Genomic DNA, 15,347 nt, shown 5'->3' with positions numbered 1-15,347 from the left:
TAACAGAGCCGGGATCGCTCTTGAAGTGATCCCGGCTTTTTTGTTCCACCATTCACCCAAATAATCCGCCTGGCGGAGGAAGACGTTCAATGCGCTGGATAATCAAGCTGGATGAGGGCCTGGGCTGGCTCTCGAAATTCTGCGGCTGGATCGCCTGCGTTGCCATGATCCTGATGGCAGCCAATGTGTTTTATGACGTGTTGATGCGTTACGCCTTCAACGACGTCTCCATCGGCATGCAAGAGATGGAATGGCACCTTTATTCGGTAGTGTTCCTGATGGGCATCCCCTACGCCCTGCGCACGGACGGCCATGTGCGGGTAGACGTGTTCTACACCCGCTGGAGCAACAAAACCAAAGCCTGGGTCAATATTCTGGGTGCGGTCTTTTTCGTGGTTCCCTTTGCCTACCTGATCGGCTTTTACGGCTACAGCTTTGCCGTGGACGCCTACCACATGGGCGAAGGCAGTGGTGACCCGGGCGGGCTGCCACACCGGTGGATTATCAAATCCGTGATTCCCTTCTCGGCCATTTTTATCGCCACCGCCGGTCTCAACATGGTCACCCATGCCATTCGGGTCATTGCCGGTGACAAGGAATACGAAGGCGAACACAGCGCGGGAGGCCTGGCATGATTGGCATGATTATGTTCGGCGTGGCCCTGGTCATGCTGATGTTCGGTTTTCCGGTGGCGTTCACCTTTGGTGGCGTCGCCCTGTTTTTTGGTATTTTCGCCGAGGGCATGGATCTGTTTGCGTTCATGCCCTACCGCATTATGAGCGTGATGCAGAACACCGTATTGATGGCGGTGCCACTGTTCATATTCATGGGTGTGGTGCTGCAACGCACCCGGCTGGCCGAACAACTACTGACCTCCATGGGCCGGCTGTTTGGCGGCCTGCCCGGTGGCCTGGCCATTTCCACGATCCTTGTTGGTGCCCTGCTGGCCGCCTCCACTGGTGTAGTGGGGGCCAGCGTGGTGGCCATGGGCCTGATCTCCCTGCCGGTCATGCTTGCCCATAAATACGACAAGCGCCTGGCCACCGGCACCATCTGTGCCTCCGGCACTCTGGGGCAGATCGTGCCGCCATCCATCATCCTGATCATCCTGGGTGATGTACTGGGCCTTCCCGTCGGTGATCTGTTCAAGGCGGCGGTGATGCCCGGCGTGGTGCTGATCGGTCTGTACATTGCCTACATTCTGATCATGACCCGGTTCAAGCCGGAAACGGCACCGGCCATGCCCCAGGAAGACGAAAACGCAAGTCGCGGCAAGGAAATCCGCGATGCACTGCTGGCCATTATTCCGCCACTGGCGCTGATTGTGGTGGTTCTGGGCTCCATCTTCACCGGCATTGCCACGCCCACCGAATCTTCTGCGCTTGGCGGCGTGGGTGCGGTGGTGCTGGCGATCATCTACCGCCAGTTCAGCTTCAAAATGGTGTGGGACGCCAGCAAGGACACGGTCAAGGTGACCGCCATGGTATTCGCCATCCTGATCGGCGCCACGGCCTTTTCCATGGTGTTCAGCTACACCGGCGGCGATTACCTGCTGGAAGAGTGGCTGCTGATGCTGCCCGGCGAGCAATGGGGCTTTATCATCCTGGCCATGGTGGTGATTCTGGTGCTGGGTTTCTTCATCGACTTTGTGGAGATTTCCTTCATCATCGTGCCGATCCTGGCACCAGTGGCTGAAGCCATGGGCATCAACATGCTCTGGTTTGCCATCCTGATTGCCATGAACCTGCAGACCAGCTTCCTGACCCCACCCTTCGGGTTCTCGCTGTTCTATCTCAAGGGGGTGGCACCACCGGAGGTGCGAACCACCGACATCTACAAGGGGATTCTGCCGTTCATCCTGATCCAGATTCTGGTGTTGGCGATGATTGTGATCTTCCCCGAGTGGTTTGGTATGAGCGCCACCTACTGACACAGGTGGTCACGGCAAGGTTCCTGACAGGATCTTGCCGGCGGAACGCAAAAAGGCCGGGCAAAAATGCCCGGCCTTTTTGTAGGTTTCCGACACAGCCCTTAAGGGCGCTGTGTTGGCGGCTGGCGTTTAGAACTTCACGCGCAGGCCGGCCAGGAAGCCCATGTCGACTTCTTCGCCGTTTACTTCTTCATCACTGTCAGCCACCTCAGCGAACACACTTACGTTCTTCGCCTCTGGGAACTTGTAGGTAACGTTGGCGTACCACTCAGTGACGTCTTCATAACCGTCAACATCAGAATCCTTGTTACCCATACCAACGGCAACATCAGTGGTGCTGGCCACACCAAACACCGCAGCAACGTTGTACTGGGTAGTGTCTTCTTTCACCCAGCCGTTGTCGTCGCTCCAGTCAGAAACGCTGTAATCAGCTGCCAGGCTCATGAAGCCAAAGTCGTAGCCCGCACTGATGCCGTAGGTTCCAACGGAATCATCCAGGTCAACGGGGTTGTACTGCTGATAAGCTGCGGCCAGTTCCAGGCCAACAATTTCGGTGCCAACAAACAGATCGTAGAATTCACCATCAATGCCATCGTTGTCGTCACGGGCATCCATTTCGTGAGAGGCAGCGATATAGACATTGTCCAATTCAACGTCGATACGCACAGTGTCATCACCATCAGTACCGATGCCGTCGAAACGGTCTTCATCAATGGTTTCCACTTCATAGGCTTCTTCGATGCCAAATTCATCGGAAGCAAAATTCTGCTTACCGAAAGAGAAAGAAGCCACGCCGTACTTCAGGCCTACATAGGCTTCTTCCAGGTTGCTGCCGTTCTCATCGTCTTCAGCGGCATCCTTGAACCCGAAGTCCAGGCGACCAAAGGCTGTCAGGTCGTTACCCAGGTCGTAGCTCACATAGTTTTTCAGCTCCAGATCGTCGTACTCGACTTCAGCACGCTCGTCTTCGCCAATGGACTGACGCATCTGAACCTGAAAATCGCCGTTCAGCTTGTAGGTAAATCCGTCTTTCTCGTAAATGGTTGCAGCGTTGGCAGAACCTGCCGCTACAGAGGACACAGCAACAGCCAGAAGAAGCTTCTTCATGGGGTTTTACTCCACTTTCGATTGGTTTTATGGGGTTTTATTGGCTGGATTCGATCCAGTTCTTCCACTCGTTCCGAGTTTCCCTGTCGGCCTGCAAATACCAGTAACGCAGCATTTGCCGAACCGTTTCCTGATCCGGAGCACCCGCATCGCCAGCGTGCGTGGCGGGCCCCGCTCCATTGCTCACCGCGGCCGGAAGGCCTGGCGCGTAAGGGCGCAGGGCCGCGGGCGAGTCAGTGCGGTTGAAGGCTTCCAGCTCCTCCGGGTAATCCCGGAACACCTGAAAACCTTCTTTTTTCAGTACATCGGTCTGATAACTCACAGCGGCGCCATCACTGCTGACCAGTCGAAAATTGCCCTGCCGGTTGAAACGCTCCATCTGGGTTTCGGTATTGATCACCGGAGCGGACAGCGTAAGCTCGGCATCCCTTGCCTCAAACAGCAGGACAAAGGCATCGCTGGTTTCCGGGAAGGTGTCGTCCTCGGAGCGGCCCAGGTTGGCCGTGCAATCAACCACCAGCTGGTGAGTGCCATTGGCCAATGTCAGTGACTCGCCCGCCGCCAGCTCTTTTTCCTGACCGTTCAGGGCATGAGCCTGCAGGCAGGAATCGAGAGTCAGGGTGACGTCGGCCAGTGCCTGTGAAGAAAACAGACCGATGGATAAACAAAGCGGTAGAAAGCGGGCTTTCAAGGACAACTCCAGCGTTAAATTGAAACGCCAGCGGATGACATTTAATCAACGCACCCACCGGCAGGAATTTAAAAAAGCCGGGCAGCCAACCCGGCATCAAGGTTTCACTCAAAACGCAACATGAGCTCAAAGCCGGGTCTTCCCTTAAGCTTCGAGACTTCAATCTATAGGCAGGTTATTGCACGTAAGTGACACATTTGCTTCAGTTTTATGTCACGAAACTTCAGGTGGAGAAGTCAGGAAAGCCAACACGGTGCCATTGCATCGTGATGCTTTTCCGGGGAGGGAGGGGGCTAAAACCAAAAAAAATGGCGACCCGAAGGCCGCCATTTTCAGTGCTACTGGTAACGGGGAGATTTACTGTCCCAGGTAGCTGCGATACATCCACACGGTTTTCTCCTGCTCGGAGATGTAATCGCTCATCAGGGCGTTGGTGCCTTCATCATCCGCTTCATCCGCCATGTTCAGCAGTTCACGCTGGCGGGAGATGATTTTACCGAAGCTTTCGACGATGTTTTCCATGGCTTCTTTGCCATCGGTGACATCCTTGCGCTCCGGAATTTCCGATTTCTCCATGTAGGTGCTGTAAGCGTGTGCCGGGCGATGACCCAGGGTCAGGATGCGCTCGGCGATCTCATCGATTTTCAGCAGCAGATCGTCGTACAGTTCCTCGAACTTCACGTGCAGTTCGAAGAAGTTATCACCCTTGATGTTCCAGTGGTAACCGCGAACGTTCATGTAAAAAATCTGGTAGTTGGATAGCAGTTCGTTCAGTGCGTCCGCCAGTTTCGCCGTTTTCTCGGTATCAAGACCAATGAAATTCTTACCCATAATGAACCTCCTGATTCGTATTTAGGGATTAGTTACCTTCTACTGTAAGACAAACAGGGCGATAAACTCCAGTTCAGTCATTCAATCCAACCGATAGGAGTGACCAATGCTGGCCAGTTAATCCTGATAGGACCCTCCTATCAGTCGAAACAAAACAATTTATTTGGAAACAATTCTCGTTTGTACTTTAATGACTCCAGAGCCATTGGAAACGCGGAGTACGCCATGAGTACGCTGAAAATGTTTGTTCACGATCACAGTGCGAAAGGCGACCAGTCTTTGTTGAAGACCATTACTTTCGCGATCACCCACTTTACCGTCGCTTTTACCGTTGCCTATCTGCTGACCGGCGACATCCTGATCGGCAGCCTGATCGCCATGGTGGAGCCGACCATTAACACCGTTGCCTACTTCTTCCACGAGAAACTGTGGGCCCGGCACCAGCGGAATACAACCGCCACCCCGGCTACTTTCGAGCAACGAACCTCAGGGGCCTGATTTCCATCGAATCCAGCGTCGGCTCCGCGGGGCCGGGTGCCATCAGCCTCCCGGCCCACACTCCATGCATTCATCACCCTGTTCAGGGCCCATCTGTAAATTCCGGTTCAGTCCCTTCAGGGCCGTGCGCAAGCCTTCCTCGATCACCGGATGGTAGAACGGCATCTCCAGCATGGTTTTGACCGTCATACGCTGTTGAGCCGCCCAGGCCAGCAAGTGGGCCAGGTGCTCGGCCGCCGGCCCCAGCATCTCAGCGCCCATGAACAGACCGGAACCGTGCTCGCCATACACCCTTAACAGGCCGGCATTTTTTGCAATTACCCGACTGCGCCCCTGGTTGTCAAAGCTCACCTCACCAACAGCAAAACACCCCTGGCAACGCTCGCCGACTTGCGCCAGAGTGTAACCAACCCGGGCAATCTGCGGGTCGGAGAACACCACGGAAACGGGGGTTTTCCGCAAGCCGGTGCGAACGTCCGGCCAGGTGCCGGCATTCTTGCCGGCAATGCGACCTTCATCCGCCGCCTCATGCAGCAGCGGGCGGTCGTTATTAACGTCACCGGCAATGAAGATGTGGCTGTCGCCGCAACGCAGGGTGTAGGGATCAAACTCCGGCATCCCCTTGTCATCCAGCTCGATGCCGGCGTTCTGTATATCCAGGTGGTCAATGTTCGGTCGCCGGCCGGTGGCCGCCAGCAGATAGTCGAAGGTTTCCGTGTTTGTGCGACCGTCCTCACTGAAGGTGATTTCAACACCCTGATCGGTGCGGGTGATGGTTTCGGTTTTCGCACTCAGGCTCAACGCCAGTTCTTCGGCGAAGATGCGGCGGGCGCGATCCAGGATTTTTCCGTCCTGCAGGCCACCGATGCCGCCATCTACCCCAAACAGGCGAACCCGGACCCCCAGCCTTGCCAGCGCCTGCCCCAGCTCCAGCCCGATAACGCCGGGACCGAACACAGCCACGGATTCGGGCAGGTCCTGCCAGTCAAAAACATCGTCGTTGACGATTAACCGGTCTTTGGCGCCCTTGAACGGGGCGGGAATGTGAGGGCGGGAGCCGGTGGCAATAACAATGCGCCCGGCCTGAACTTCGGTGTGCTCACCGACCACCAGCCGATGGCTGCCAACAAAACGCGCGTGTCCCATCAGCCGATGTTCTTCGGGCAATGCCTCGGCGGCCTTGACCACCGGCTCGACAAAGCGATCTCGTTCACGGCGCACCCGCTCCATGACGGCCCGGCCATCCACTTGCACATCACCGACATGAACACCGAACTGACCGGCGTGGCGCACATCGTGGGCCCGCTCGGCGGCGGCAATCAGCAGTTTGCTGGGCATGCAGCCAACCCGTGCGCAGGTGGTGCCATATTGCTCACCTTCAATCAGCACAACCCTGTCGGTTGCCCTGGCTGCCTGCCGATAGGCCACCAGGCCAGCCGTGCCGGCACCGATGATCGCCACATCTACTTCACGCTTGTCCATTGGGCCTCCCTGAATTTTGCCGGTTTTCTCATAACTTGCAGAACAGTATAGAAAGCTTATGGATCCCTGACAGGTGAAACCGACAAAAAATCCGCTTATCCTTGGCCAACGTCAGTGACCTACGCCCCTTGCCATTGCCATTGCCATTGCCGGGATCACTTTCATTGCTGCCACCGTTTTCTGGAGAAATGCCGTGCACACCTACTGGCTGGAATTTTTGACCGTTGCCCTGGTTCACCTGCTGGCCGTGGCCAGCCCCGGACCGGATTTTGCCATCATGCTGCGCCAGGCGCTGACCCAGTCCCGGGCCAATGCGCTGTTGACCGCGGGCGGTATCGGCCTTGGCATTTTGCTGCATGTGGCCTATTCCCTGATGGGCATCGGTCTGCTTATCCAGCAGTCGGTCATGCTCTTCTCGGTACTGAAAGTGGCAGGCGCACTCTATTTGTTGTGGATTGCCTGGCATTGTCTGCGGTCAAAAGCCGGCAGTGTGCAGGTTCCGGTGGGGACAGGACTCGGCCAGACCGGCTGGGCGGCCTTCCGGCTGGGCTTTCTGACCAACGCACTGAACCCGAAGGCGACACTGTTTTTTGTATCCCTGTTCTCGGTTGTGATCAATCCGGACACCCCGGTGGCGGTGCAGGCCGGCTACGGCCTTTACATGGCGGTCGCGACGGGTCTGTGGTTTGCGCTGGTGGCGTTTGTTTTCACCCATCCCCGTGTCCGCCGGGGTTTCAACCGGATCGGACACTGGCTGGACAGAATTATGGGCGGTGTGCTCGTGGCCCTGGCAGGGCAGTTGCTGCTCTCTACAGTGAGCGGAGCAGAGTCTCCGTCTGTTCCCAGCCCAGGCACGGATCGGTAAGCGAACAGCCGTAAATCAGATTGTCATCATCGTCCTGGCGGCCCGGCTGCAGGAAGCTTTCCAGCATCAGTGCCCTGATCTGCCGGTTGCCCTTGTTCTTCTGAGCCATTACCTCCCGGGCGATGTCCACCTGCCGTTCCGCCTGCTTGCGGGCGTTGTCGTGGCTGCAGTCGACCATGATGGCGGTATTTACACCCGCTTTATCCAGTTCTTCCACGGCCCGGGCGATGCTCAACTCATCGTAGTTGGTGATGCCCCGACCGCCACGCAGCACCAGATGGGTGTCCGGGTTGCCCGGCGTGGAGATCATCGCCGGCGAGCCGCAGTGGGAAATGCCCATGTGGTGATGGGGGTGGGCACCGGATTTCATGGCATTAATGGCCACGCCAATACTGCCATCGGTACCGTTCTTGAACCCCACGGGCATGGGCAGGCCACTGACCATTTCCCGATGAATCTGGGATTCGGTGGTGCGGGCGCCAATGGCGGTCCAGCTCACCAGGTCACCCAGATAGTCCATCATGAAGGGCCCCAGCGCCTCGGTGGCCAGCGGCAGGCCCAGTTCAGAGAGCTCCAGCAACAACCGGCGAGAACGAGCCAGACCCTGGGCCAGATCGCCCCGGCCAGTGCGCTCGGGATCATACAGAAGACCCTTCCAGCCTACGGTGGTGCGGGGTTTTTCCAGGTAAGCACGCATGACAATCAGAAAACGGTCGCTGAGATCGTCAGCCAGTGCCTTGAGTTTCTGCCCGTACTCAAGCGCTGCCTGTTCGTCGTGGATCGAGCAGGGGCCGACGACGATCAGGGTGCGGTCGTCTTCGCCGTGCAGCACCTGGCGAACCTGCTCACGATAGCCGTCAATACGCCGGGCCAGCGCCTCGCTGACCGGAAAGCGGCCCCGAAGTTCCAGGGCCGTCGGCAGACGGGTTTCCTGACGATGGGGCGTCCGGGTCAATGGTTCGGAATCCAGTGTTTGTGCATTCAACGGCATATTCATAGCGTGTTTCCTGTTTTCCCTGTGTCAGAATCAAAAAAGCCCCGGCTGGGCTACCAGTCGGGGCTTTTCGAGTCCGGTGGCAGCCTGGGTTGCTTGCCGGGCTGCCTTCCTCGTTTGTTCGGTCGATGAAGATCTTATGGGCGGCCCGGGCTCTGGCTAAAGTAAAAGCCATAACCAAACCACCAAAAATACACAGCAGAACCCGCCGCCTTCAGTTTCTCACCGAAAGCTTTCAGAACATTCAATTGACAGGCTGCGTGTGTGGTCTTCATGCTTTTCACTATAACCCTGCCGTTTTTGTCTTGGCAACCCGATAAACGGATTTTACCGAGCTTTTTATCCACGGCTCCGGAGGCCCCGATGAACAAGCCCTTACATGCCGCTCACCCGCTGTCTTTTTTGTCTCTCTGCCTTGCCCTTTGCCTGGCACTGGTTTCAGGCGTGGCGTTTGCCCAGAGCGAAAGCCGCATTTATGAACTAAACAACCGCACCGCCGAAAGCATGGCAGCGCAGATTCGTCCGCTTTATCAAGGCGAATCGGTCACCATGACCACCCGGGGCAACCAGTTGGTGGTGCGCGCCCAGCCGCGCCTGCTGGACGAGATCGGCACATTAATAGAATCCATGGACGTGGCGCCGGTGCAAATGCGCATTACCGTGCGCTACCGGCAGGACATTGGCGGAAAACAGGCCGGCGGCGGCGTTCGCCTGAACGATGGCAAGGCCAGTGCCGGCGCCGGGAGCAAAACCATCTCCACCATCTCCAACACCGAACGCCAGGTGATGGTGCAAAGCGGGCAGAGCGCGCACATCACCTCCGGACAGGTGCGCACCCTGCCCGTCGCCTTGCAAGGCGGGCGCAACCCCGCGGCGATCTTCGAACAGATTGAAAGCCAAAGCGGCTTTATTGTCAGCCCCGAGGCTATTTCCGAACAAAACATAGAGCTGACCATCGTCTCTTTCGAGGAGGACCCCGCCGAGCTGGAAGGCTATGAAACCGAAGCCCTGATGACACGCCGGCAGGTGGAACCCGGCCAGTGGGTGGAACTTGGCGGCACCCGAACAACCATGGATCAACAGCGCCGGGGTATCAGTTACCGGGTAACCGGCAACGAACGGGATAACCGAAAGGTCGAGATGAAGGTTGAACTACTTCCCTGATTCCTGAGGGCATATGCCCCGGAAAATGGTATCCACCAGGGTTTCTGCTTCCTGTTCCAGGTTATAGGCGCCGGGATTTCTCAGCCAGTCGTAATAGATACCAAGCATTTGGGTATGTAGTGAGCGCGCGGCCTGACAGGGCGTTAGCGAGTGGTGAGGCGGATGGCTGGTAAAAATACGGGTCATCAGGTTGATGGACTGTTCGGCCATCTCGGCGTGTTTTTTCATGCCGCGCTCGGATTCGGTGTGATGGAACAGTATGGAGTACACGCGGGCATGCCGTTCGTCCTCCACCAGCACCTTGAGGGCATAAACGCACAGGTTCCTGAGCGCCTGAACATCGCTGGCCTGCCCGTTCATATCCTCGGCGATCATCTCGGACATGGGCAGCCGGACACTTTCCAGCATGGCATCAAAAAGGTCGGATTTGTTGCGAAAGTGCCAGTAGACCGCGCCCCGGGTTACCTTCGCGGTACGGGCGATTTCCTCAAGCGACGAGCGTGCCACGCCTTTTTTGATAAACACATGCTCAGCCGCGTCCAGAATGGCCTGGCGTGTCGCTTCGGCTTCCGCCTTGGTTTTTCTTGCCATGATCAGTCAGCTGTTATCAGTATTACCGTTGTTGGCCCTGCCCGGGCTCTCCTTCGCTCCGAGTCGTAACCGGTTGAGGTAAGCTCGCGCCTCCCGGAATTCTTCTTCATTTACACTCCGGTAGGCGTTTTCGTCTTCGACGTATTTTACCAACACCCGGTGCTCCCCGGCGCGGGGCATATTACCGGTCTTGCCGTGCAAACGCACTTCCAGCTCGGGATCACCTATTATTGCCGCACTGGTCCAGCCATTAGCATCCGGTTCAGCCAGAACCTCCACGTGCTCGCCCAGAAGACAGCGCTGATGGCCTTGCAAATGACGGTGAAACCAGCGCCTCACCGAGCTACACATCGCCGACGCCAGCGGTGAGGCGATGGCAAACGCCGCCCACAAAATCACGAAGCCCAGCGGCACCCGGAAAAAGCCCAGGTCAAGCCAGCGCAGCACCAGCAATTCGGCCGCCAGGGTGATAGCCGCCGCCAGCCAAACCAGCACAGAAACCGCGAAAGAGCCCGGCACCCCGGCGAAGCCCAGCGCCACCAGCGAGCTGGACAAGTAATCACCTCTAAGGCTGTCGTGTTCAAACAGTTCCAGTGGTGCCAGGTTTACGGCCACCATCAACCAGTAAAGGGCAACAAGCGGTATCAGAATCGTGAAAACCACTACCGGAAAACTCAGAGCAACTTGCTGGATAACGTCCATAATTCAGGATTGTCCTCTGTCAACAACGTTTTGCGGCTGTGCATCCGCGCCCTCGCCCTTTATCTTGCGACGCAACCAATCAGAAACAGCCGCAATCATGGCGTAGTAAGTAGGCACGAAGAAGCTGCCAATCACGGCTGCCGAGGCCATACCTACCGCAACCGTGGTGCCGATATGGTGGCTGCTGACATCACTGGCCCCGGTCGCCAGAGCCAATGGCAGGGTGCCGAAAATAAACGCCATGGAGGTCATAACAATCGGCCGGAAACGCAGTTCAGCGGCACTGACGGCGGCCTCCCGAATGGTTTTGCCCAATTCTTTACGTTGCAACTCGGCGAACTCGACGATCAGAATCGCATTCTTCGCCGCCAGGCCGACCACCACCAGCATGCCGATTTCCACATACACACTGGTATCCAGCCCCCGTAGCGCGATACCTCCAACGCCGCCAAGGAAGGCAAATGGCGTAGCAGTGAGCACGGCCAGTGGCAGCGACCAGCTCTCATACTGGGCGGCCAGAATCAGGAACACCATCAGCAACCCGAAAATAATGGCCAGGCTTGCCGTACTGCCCACCTGGCTTTCCTGGTAGGCAGTGCCGGTCCAACCCATTCCCCAGTTGTTACCCAGAGTCTCCTGAACAATTTCCTCCATGGCCGTGATGGCTTCTCCGGAGCTGTAGCCCGGTGCCGGACCGCCCTGGAACTGGGCCCCCAGATAAACACCAAAACGGGACACCACCGCGGGCTTTGCCTGTCGCTCTAGGGTGACAAATTCCGACAGAGGTATCCGCTCACCACTGCCTCCCCGCACATAGACATTGCTCATGTCATCCGGCGTCTTGCGGAACTCGTCTTCATTCTGCAGATAAACCTGGAAGTTCCGGTTCTGGTAACTGAAGTAGTTCACAAACCCGTTACCAAAAGTGTTCGACAGGGTTGCGTGCAGGTCTTCCAGCGCTACGCCATAACTGAGGGCTTTTTGTCGATCAATCTCAGCCCGGTATCCCGGCACGTTCACGTTAAAGGTGGTGAATACCCGCTGCAGGGCCGGGTGTTCGTTGGCCGCTTGCATGATTTTGCCGGACGCCTCAAACAATTCTTCTGAGCTGGCGCCCTCAAACGACTGTAAATAGCCCGTAAAACCACCGGTCGTGGACAGCCCCATAATGGGTGGCACGTTAAAGGCCATGGCCGAACCACCAGGCACCTCGGCTCCGAGTTGCATAATCCGCCCCACCAGTTCGTCGGCGGTAAGTTCTCGCTCATCCCAGGATTTCATACTGATAAACATGACACCCCGGGCGGTATTCACGGCACTGGACAAAATATCGTACCCGGCCACCGCAGAGCTGTACTCCACTCCGTCGATCTTCTGGATACGACTGCTCAGTTTGTCCATATAGGCCTCGGTGCGGGCCAAAGAGGCAGAATCGGGCAGCTGTATACTGGCCAGCACCACGCCCTGATCGGTTTCCGGGACCAGGGTCGAAGGTGTGGTCTGGTAAATCCACCAGGAACCGCCAATCACCACCGCCGTCAGCAACAATGCCAGGCCCCAGAAACGGACCAATCCTCTGACGATCCACATATAACCCGCGGTAATGCCGGCAAACAGACTGTCAAACAGGCGCAACGGGGTATTAACCGCCCGCATCAGTTTCGATTCACTCAGCTGGGGCTTGTGCTTGATAAAGATGGCCGACAGCGCCGGCGTAAAGGTCAATGCCATCAAGGCTGAGAAGGCAACGGAAATGGCAACTGTCAGCGCAAACTGCTGATAGATTTGCCCGGTAAAACCGCCCAGGAAGGCCACGGGCACAAACACGGCGGCCATGATCAGCGAGGTGGCAATGACCGGGCCACCCACTTCTTTCATCGCCCGAATCGTAGCCTGAGTGACTGATATATCTTCGTCCTCACTCAAGACCCGCTCTACGTTTTCCACCACAAGAATGGCATCGTCCACCACAATGCCTATCGCAAGCACCAGGGCGAACAGCGTCAGCAGGTTGATGGAAAAACCAAACATGTAGAAGCCGGCGAACGTTGCCAGAACGGATACCGGCACCACAGACATGGCAATCACGGTGAAACGCCAGTTCTGCAGGAAAACAAACAGAATGACACCAACAATCAGGAAAGCTTCGATGAAGGTCTTGGTAACGGTTTCAACGGAGGCATCAATGAACAGGGTCGTATCATAAGGCACGACATGCTCAAGCCCCGGGGGAAAGCGGTCCTTCAGCTCAGCCATGGTCTCCTTGACAGCCTTGGCCGTTTCCAGAGCATTGGCACCGGGCTGCTGGTTGATGATGATCGGCGTCATGGTCGAGCCGTTGAGCTTTGCACCCACCCCGTAAAAAGAAGCCCCCAACTCAATACGAGCGACATCATCCAGGCGCAGTGCAGAACCGTCAGGATTGGTGCGAAGGAAAATATCACGGAAGTCGTCAACATCACTCAGGCGACCACCTGCCGTGATGGTGTAGGTGAATGCCCGGGGCTCACTTTGCGGTGTACTCGCCAGACTACCAGCCGGCACTTCGGTGTTCTGGGCCCGAATAGCGGCGGCAACTTCTGTCGGTGTGAGGTTGTATTCGGCAAGCTTGTTCGGATCCATCCAGATACGCATGGCGAACTCACCACCGCCCAATACCTCGGCCTCCCCGACGCCCGGCACCTGCCGGAGTTCGTCGAGGATGTTAAGAGTCGCGTAGTTCTGCATGTAAACGTTGTCGTAATCGCCTTCTGGCGAGATCAACGCAACCAGCATCAAAATCGAACTGGAGCGCAACTCCACCGTCACACCCTGGGACTGCACCTGCTCCGGCAACTGCGAAAGCGCACCCTGCACCCGGTTATTGACATTAATGGTGTTGATATCGCCATCGGTGCCGATATCAAAAGCCACATTCAGGCTCATTATGCCGTTGTCTGCGCTGGTCGAAGTCATGTACAGCATGTCTTCGACACCGTTGATGGACTCCGCCAGTGGCGCTGCTACGGTTTGGGCCACCGTTTCGGCGTCAGCGCCGGGAAACTGAGCGGAAACAGACACCGTTGGAGGTACCACGCTGGGGTACTGTTCAATGGGCAACACCCGGAGACTGGCCACCCCGATCACGGTCAGGATAATGGCCAGGACGGTGGCAAATATGGGCCGGGCAATGAAGAAATTGGAGAAATTCATGAATCGTCGCCCTCGGCCTCTTCAACCACCGCCTCAACATCATCATCGAATGGCAACGGCTTGATCGTCATACCCGCTTCAATGCCGGCCAGGTCTCCCACAACAACCCGCTCACCGGGCTCCACGCCACCTTCCAGGATCTGCCAGGGACCAGCCACCTCGGCCAGATCGACCGGGCGTGCTCGAGCAACGTCGTCCTCATCCAGCACAAAGACCTGAGGGCCCATCAGCCCCTGACCGACAGCAATTTCCGGCACGGCCAGTACATCGTAACGCTTGAGGCCTTCAAGGCTGACGCGCACAAATTGGCCCGGCAGTACAGCGCCGTCCGGGTTCTCAAAGGCCGCGCTGGCTTGCACGGTGCTGGTGTTGTTGCTCACCCTGGAACCCAGAAAATCCAGGCGCCCCTCCAGGCTGACCGCATCACCGTCCGGGCTAGCCGGAAGCTCCAAGCGTGCCGTTATCGATTCGACCGATTGCCCCTTCAACTGCCGGCGCAATTCAGCGGCATCTTTCTGAGGCAACTGGAAGCGAACTTCCAATGGGTCCAGCGGTGTGATGGTGGCCAGCTCCGTACCGGAACTGACCAGATTGCCAACGTTCACCTCGCTGAGACTGATCAGGCCAGACACCGGCGCTGTTACTTCTGCATAATTCAGATCAATACGCGCACTGGCCAGGGCTGCCTCAGCCTGAGCAACCGAAGCCTTCGCTACCCGAGCATCGGCTGTGGCCTGGTCGTATTGCTGCCGGCTCACCGAGTTCTGCCCCAGAAGCCGTTCAAACCGTTCGGCATCGCGCTCGGCCCGGAACAATTCCGCTCGAGCACTCTGTAAATCCGCTTCACGCTGGTTAACAGCAGCCTGATAAACATCCGGCTCGATCGAGTAAAGCCGTTCGCCTTTCTCCACCATTTGCCCGGCCTCGAAATGCCGCTCTTCCAGGGTGCCCGCTACCCGCGCAACCAGGGTCACCTCGCTATCACTGCGCAATAAAGAAGGGTAAGAGCGCTCAAGACGAATATCCTGTCTCCTGAGCTCACTGACTTCCACGGGATGGGGCGGGCGCTCCTGACTGCCACCTTCTTCAGCTTGTGGAGAATCTTCATTCTGACTGCAGCCAGCCAGAAACAGGGCGGAAATCAAGGCAAAGAGGCATGCTCGACCGAAACGGATCTTGATTTTCATAGGCGCGGAAATTCCATCAACATTGTTAGTAACCGACGCATCTTACATCCATACAAGCATGGATGTAAATTAACGTGGCCGATTGTAATTCTCATTTGATGACGTCCTCACTC

14 protein-coding genes are annotated in these 15,347 nt (G+C 57.0%); 5 read left to right on the top strand and 9 right to left on the bottom strand.

From position 1 onward, the window contains the following. The first annotated feature begins 89 nt into the window (after nucleotides 1-89). Nucleotides 90-635, top strand: coding sequence for a TRAP transporter small permease subunit (locus BMZ63_RS02805; protein ID WP_091701370.1), 546 nt, complete (start codon nucleotides 90-92; stop codon nucleotides 633-635). Continuing rightward, complete coding sequence (locus BMZ63_RS02800) at nucleotides 632-1,930, top strand: TRAP transporter large permease (protein WP_091701368.1); 1,299 nt, start codon at nucleotides 632-634, stop codon at nucleotides 1,928-1,930. Before BMZ63_RS02805 ends, BMZ63_RS02800 begins: the two co-directional genes overlap by 4 nt. Before the next feature lie 129 nt (nucleotides 1,931-2,059). Here the strand turns inward: BMZ63_RS02800 and BMZ63_RS02795 are convergent, their stop codons facing one another. From BMZ63_RS02795 to BMZ63_RS02785, 3 genes are all read right to left on the bottom strand, one after another. Continuing rightward, complete coding sequence (locus BMZ63_RS02795) at nucleotides 2,060-3,037, bottom strand: porin (protein ID WP_091701365.1); 978 nt, start codon at nucleotides 3,035-3,037, stop codon at nucleotides 2,060-2,062. A gap of 37 nt (nucleotides 3,038-3,074) precedes the next feature. Then, a complete protein-coding gene (locus tag BMZ63_RS02790) occupies nucleotides 3,075-3,728 on the bottom strand; it encodes a DUF2057 domain-containing protein (protein ID WP_244888367.1) in 654 nt (217 codons plus the stop codon). A gap of 357 nt (nucleotides 3,729-4,085) precedes the next feature. Continuing rightward, a complete protein-coding gene (locus BMZ63_RS02785) occupies nucleotides 4,086-4,559 on the bottom strand; it encodes a Dps family protein (RefSeq protein WP_091701362.1) in 474 nt (157 codons plus the stop codon). 225 nt (nucleotides 4,560-4,784) lie between these two features. Between BMZ63_RS02785 and BMZ63_RS02780 the strand changes: the two genes are divergently transcribed. Next, a complete protein-coding gene (locus BMZ63_RS02780) occupies nucleotides 4,785-5,057 on the top strand; it encodes a DUF2061 domain-containing protein (RefSeq protein WP_091701359.1) in 273 nt (90 codons plus the stop codon). Nucleotides 5,058-5,099: 42 nt separating this feature from the next. On the opposite strand, the gene BMZ63_RS02775 is transcribed toward BMZ63_RS02780, so the two are convergent. Then, nucleotides 5,100-6,539, bottom strand: a complete 1,440-nt coding sequence (locus tag BMZ63_RS02775; RefSeq protein ID WP_091701356.1) for a dihydrolipoyl dehydrogenase — start codon at nucleotides 6,537-6,539, stop codon at nucleotides 5,100-5,102. A gap of 193 nt (nucleotides 6,540-6,732) precedes the next feature. Here BMZ63_RS02775 and BMZ63_RS02770 point away from each other — a divergent pair, with 193 nt between their 5' ends. Continuing rightward, nucleotides 6,733-7,404, top strand: a complete 672-nt coding sequence (locus BMZ63_RS02770) for a LysE family translocator (protein ID WP_091701354.1) — start codon at nucleotides 6,733-6,735, stop codon at nucleotides 7,402-7,404. Here the strand turns inward: BMZ63_RS02770 and BMZ63_RS02765 are convergent. Then, nucleotides 7,349-8,401, bottom strand: coding sequence for a 3-deoxy-7-phosphoheptulonate synthase (locus tag BMZ63_RS02765; RefSeq protein WP_091701351.1), 1,053 nt, complete (start codon nucleotides 8,399-8,401; stop codon nucleotides 7,349-7,351). The two genes, BMZ63_RS02770 and BMZ63_RS02765, sit on opposite strands and share 56 nt — an antisense overlap. A 360-nt stretch (nucleotides 8,402-8,761) precedes the next feature. Here BMZ63_RS02765 and BMZ63_RS02760 point away from each other — a divergent pair, with 360 nt between their 5' ends. Continuing rightward, complete coding sequence (locus BMZ63_RS02760) at nucleotides 8,762-9,562, top strand: secretin N-terminal domain-containing protein (RefSeq protein ID WP_091701349.1); 801 nt, start codon at nucleotides 8,762-8,764, stop codon at nucleotides 9,560-9,562. Here BMZ63_RS02760 and BMZ63_RS02755 read toward each other — a convergent pair. Genes BMZ63_RS02755 through BMZ63_RS02740 form a run of 4 tightly spaced genes read right to left on the bottom strand, consistent with a single transcriptional unit; the run spans nucleotide 9,551 to nucleotide 15,234 of the window. Next, a complete protein-coding gene (locus BMZ63_RS02755) occupies nucleotides 9,551-10,153 on the bottom strand; it encodes a TetR family transcriptional regulator (RefSeq protein WP_091701347.1) in 603 nt (200 codons plus the stop codon). The two genes, BMZ63_RS02760 and BMZ63_RS02755, sit on opposite strands and share 12 nt — an antisense overlap. 6 nt (nucleotides 10,154-10,159) lie before the next feature. Continuing rightward, nucleotides 10,160-10,855, bottom strand: a complete 696-nt coding sequence (locus BMZ63_RS02750) for a hypothetical protein (protein WP_091701344.1) — start codon at nucleotides 10,853-10,855, stop codon at nucleotides 10,160-10,162. 3 nt (nucleotides 10,856-10,858) lie between these two features. Then, on the bottom strand, nucleotides 10,859-14,047 hold the full coding sequence (locus BMZ63_RS02745; RefSeq protein ID WP_091701341.1) for an efflux RND transporter permease subunit: 3,189 nt from the start codon (nucleotides 14,045-14,047) through the stop codon (nucleotides 10,859-10,861). Further along, nucleotides 14,044-15,234: an efflux RND transporter periplasmic adaptor subunit gene (locus BMZ63_RS02740; RefSeq protein WP_091701338.1), complete on the bottom strand. Its 1,191-nt coding sequence runs from the start codon at nucleotides 15,232-15,234 to the stop codon at nucleotides 14,044-14,046. The genes BMZ63_RS02745 and BMZ63_RS02740 overlap by 4 nt, the downstream gene beginning before the upstream one ends. Between the last annotated feature and the right edge of the window lie 113 nt (nucleotides 15,235-15,347).

The sequence above is a fragment of the Marinobacter persicus genome (genome assembly GCF_900114155.1).
GTDB classification, from domain to species: domain Bacteria; phylum Pseudomonadota; class Gammaproteobacteria; order Pseudomonadales; family Oleiphilaceae; genus Marinobacter; species Marinobacter persicus.
The sequence above is the reverse complement of the archived record's forward strand: the minus strand, read 5'-3'. Positions and strand labels throughout refer to the sequence as shown.

Excerpts from the sequence above, each read along its gene's own strand:
- BMZ63_RS02750 (WP_091701344.1), bottom strand. The coding sequence starts at position 10,855 with ATGGACGTTATCCAGCAAGTTGCTCTGAGTTTTCCGGTAGTGGTTTTC.
- BMZ63_RS02795 (WP_091701365.1), bottom strand. The coding sequence starts at position 3,037 with ATGAAGAAGCTTCTTCTGGCTGTTGCTGTGTCCTCTGTAGCGGCAGGT.
- BMZ63_RS02780 (WP_091701359.1), top strand. The coding sequence starts at position 4,785 with ATGAGTACGCTGAAAATGTTTGTTCACGATCACAGTGCGAAAGGCGAC.
- BMZ63_RS02805 (WP_091701370.1), top strand. The coding sequence starts at position 90 with ATGCGCTGGATAATCAAGCTGGATGAGGGCCTGGGCTGGCTCTCGAAA.
- BMZ63_RS02755 (WP_091701347.1), bottom strand. The coding sequence starts at position 10,153 with ATGGCAAGAAAAACCAAGGCGGAAGCCGAAGCGACACGCCAGGCCATT.
- BMZ63_RS02765 (WP_091701351.1), bottom strand. The coding sequence starts at position 8,401 with ATGAATATGCCGTTGAATGCACAAACACTGGATTCCGAACCATTGACC.
- BMZ63_RS02800 (WP_091701368.1), top strand. The coding sequence starts at position 632 with ATGATTGGCATGATTATGTTCGGCGTGGCCCTGGTCATGCTGATGTTC.
- BMZ63_RS02760 (WP_091701349.1), top strand. The coding sequence starts at position 8,762 with ATGAACAAGCCCTTACATGCCGCTCACCCGCTGTCTTTTTTGTCTCTC.
- BMZ63_RS02775 (WP_091701356.1), bottom strand. The coding sequence starts at position 6,539 with ATGGACAAGCGTGAAGTAGATGTGGCGATCATCGGTGCCGGCACGGCT.
- BMZ63_RS02745 (WP_091701341.1), bottom strand. The coding sequence starts at position 14,047 with ATGAATTTCTCCAATTTCTTCATTGCCCGGCCCATATTTGCCACCGTC.
- BMZ63_RS02785 (WP_091701362.1), bottom strand. The coding sequence starts at position 4,559 with ATGGGTAAGAATTTCATTGGTCTTGATACCGAGAAAACGGCGAAACTG.
- BMZ63_RS02740 (WP_091701338.1), bottom strand. The coding sequence starts at position 15,234 with ATGAAAATCAAGATCCGTTTCGGTCGAGCATGCCTCTTTGCCTTGATT.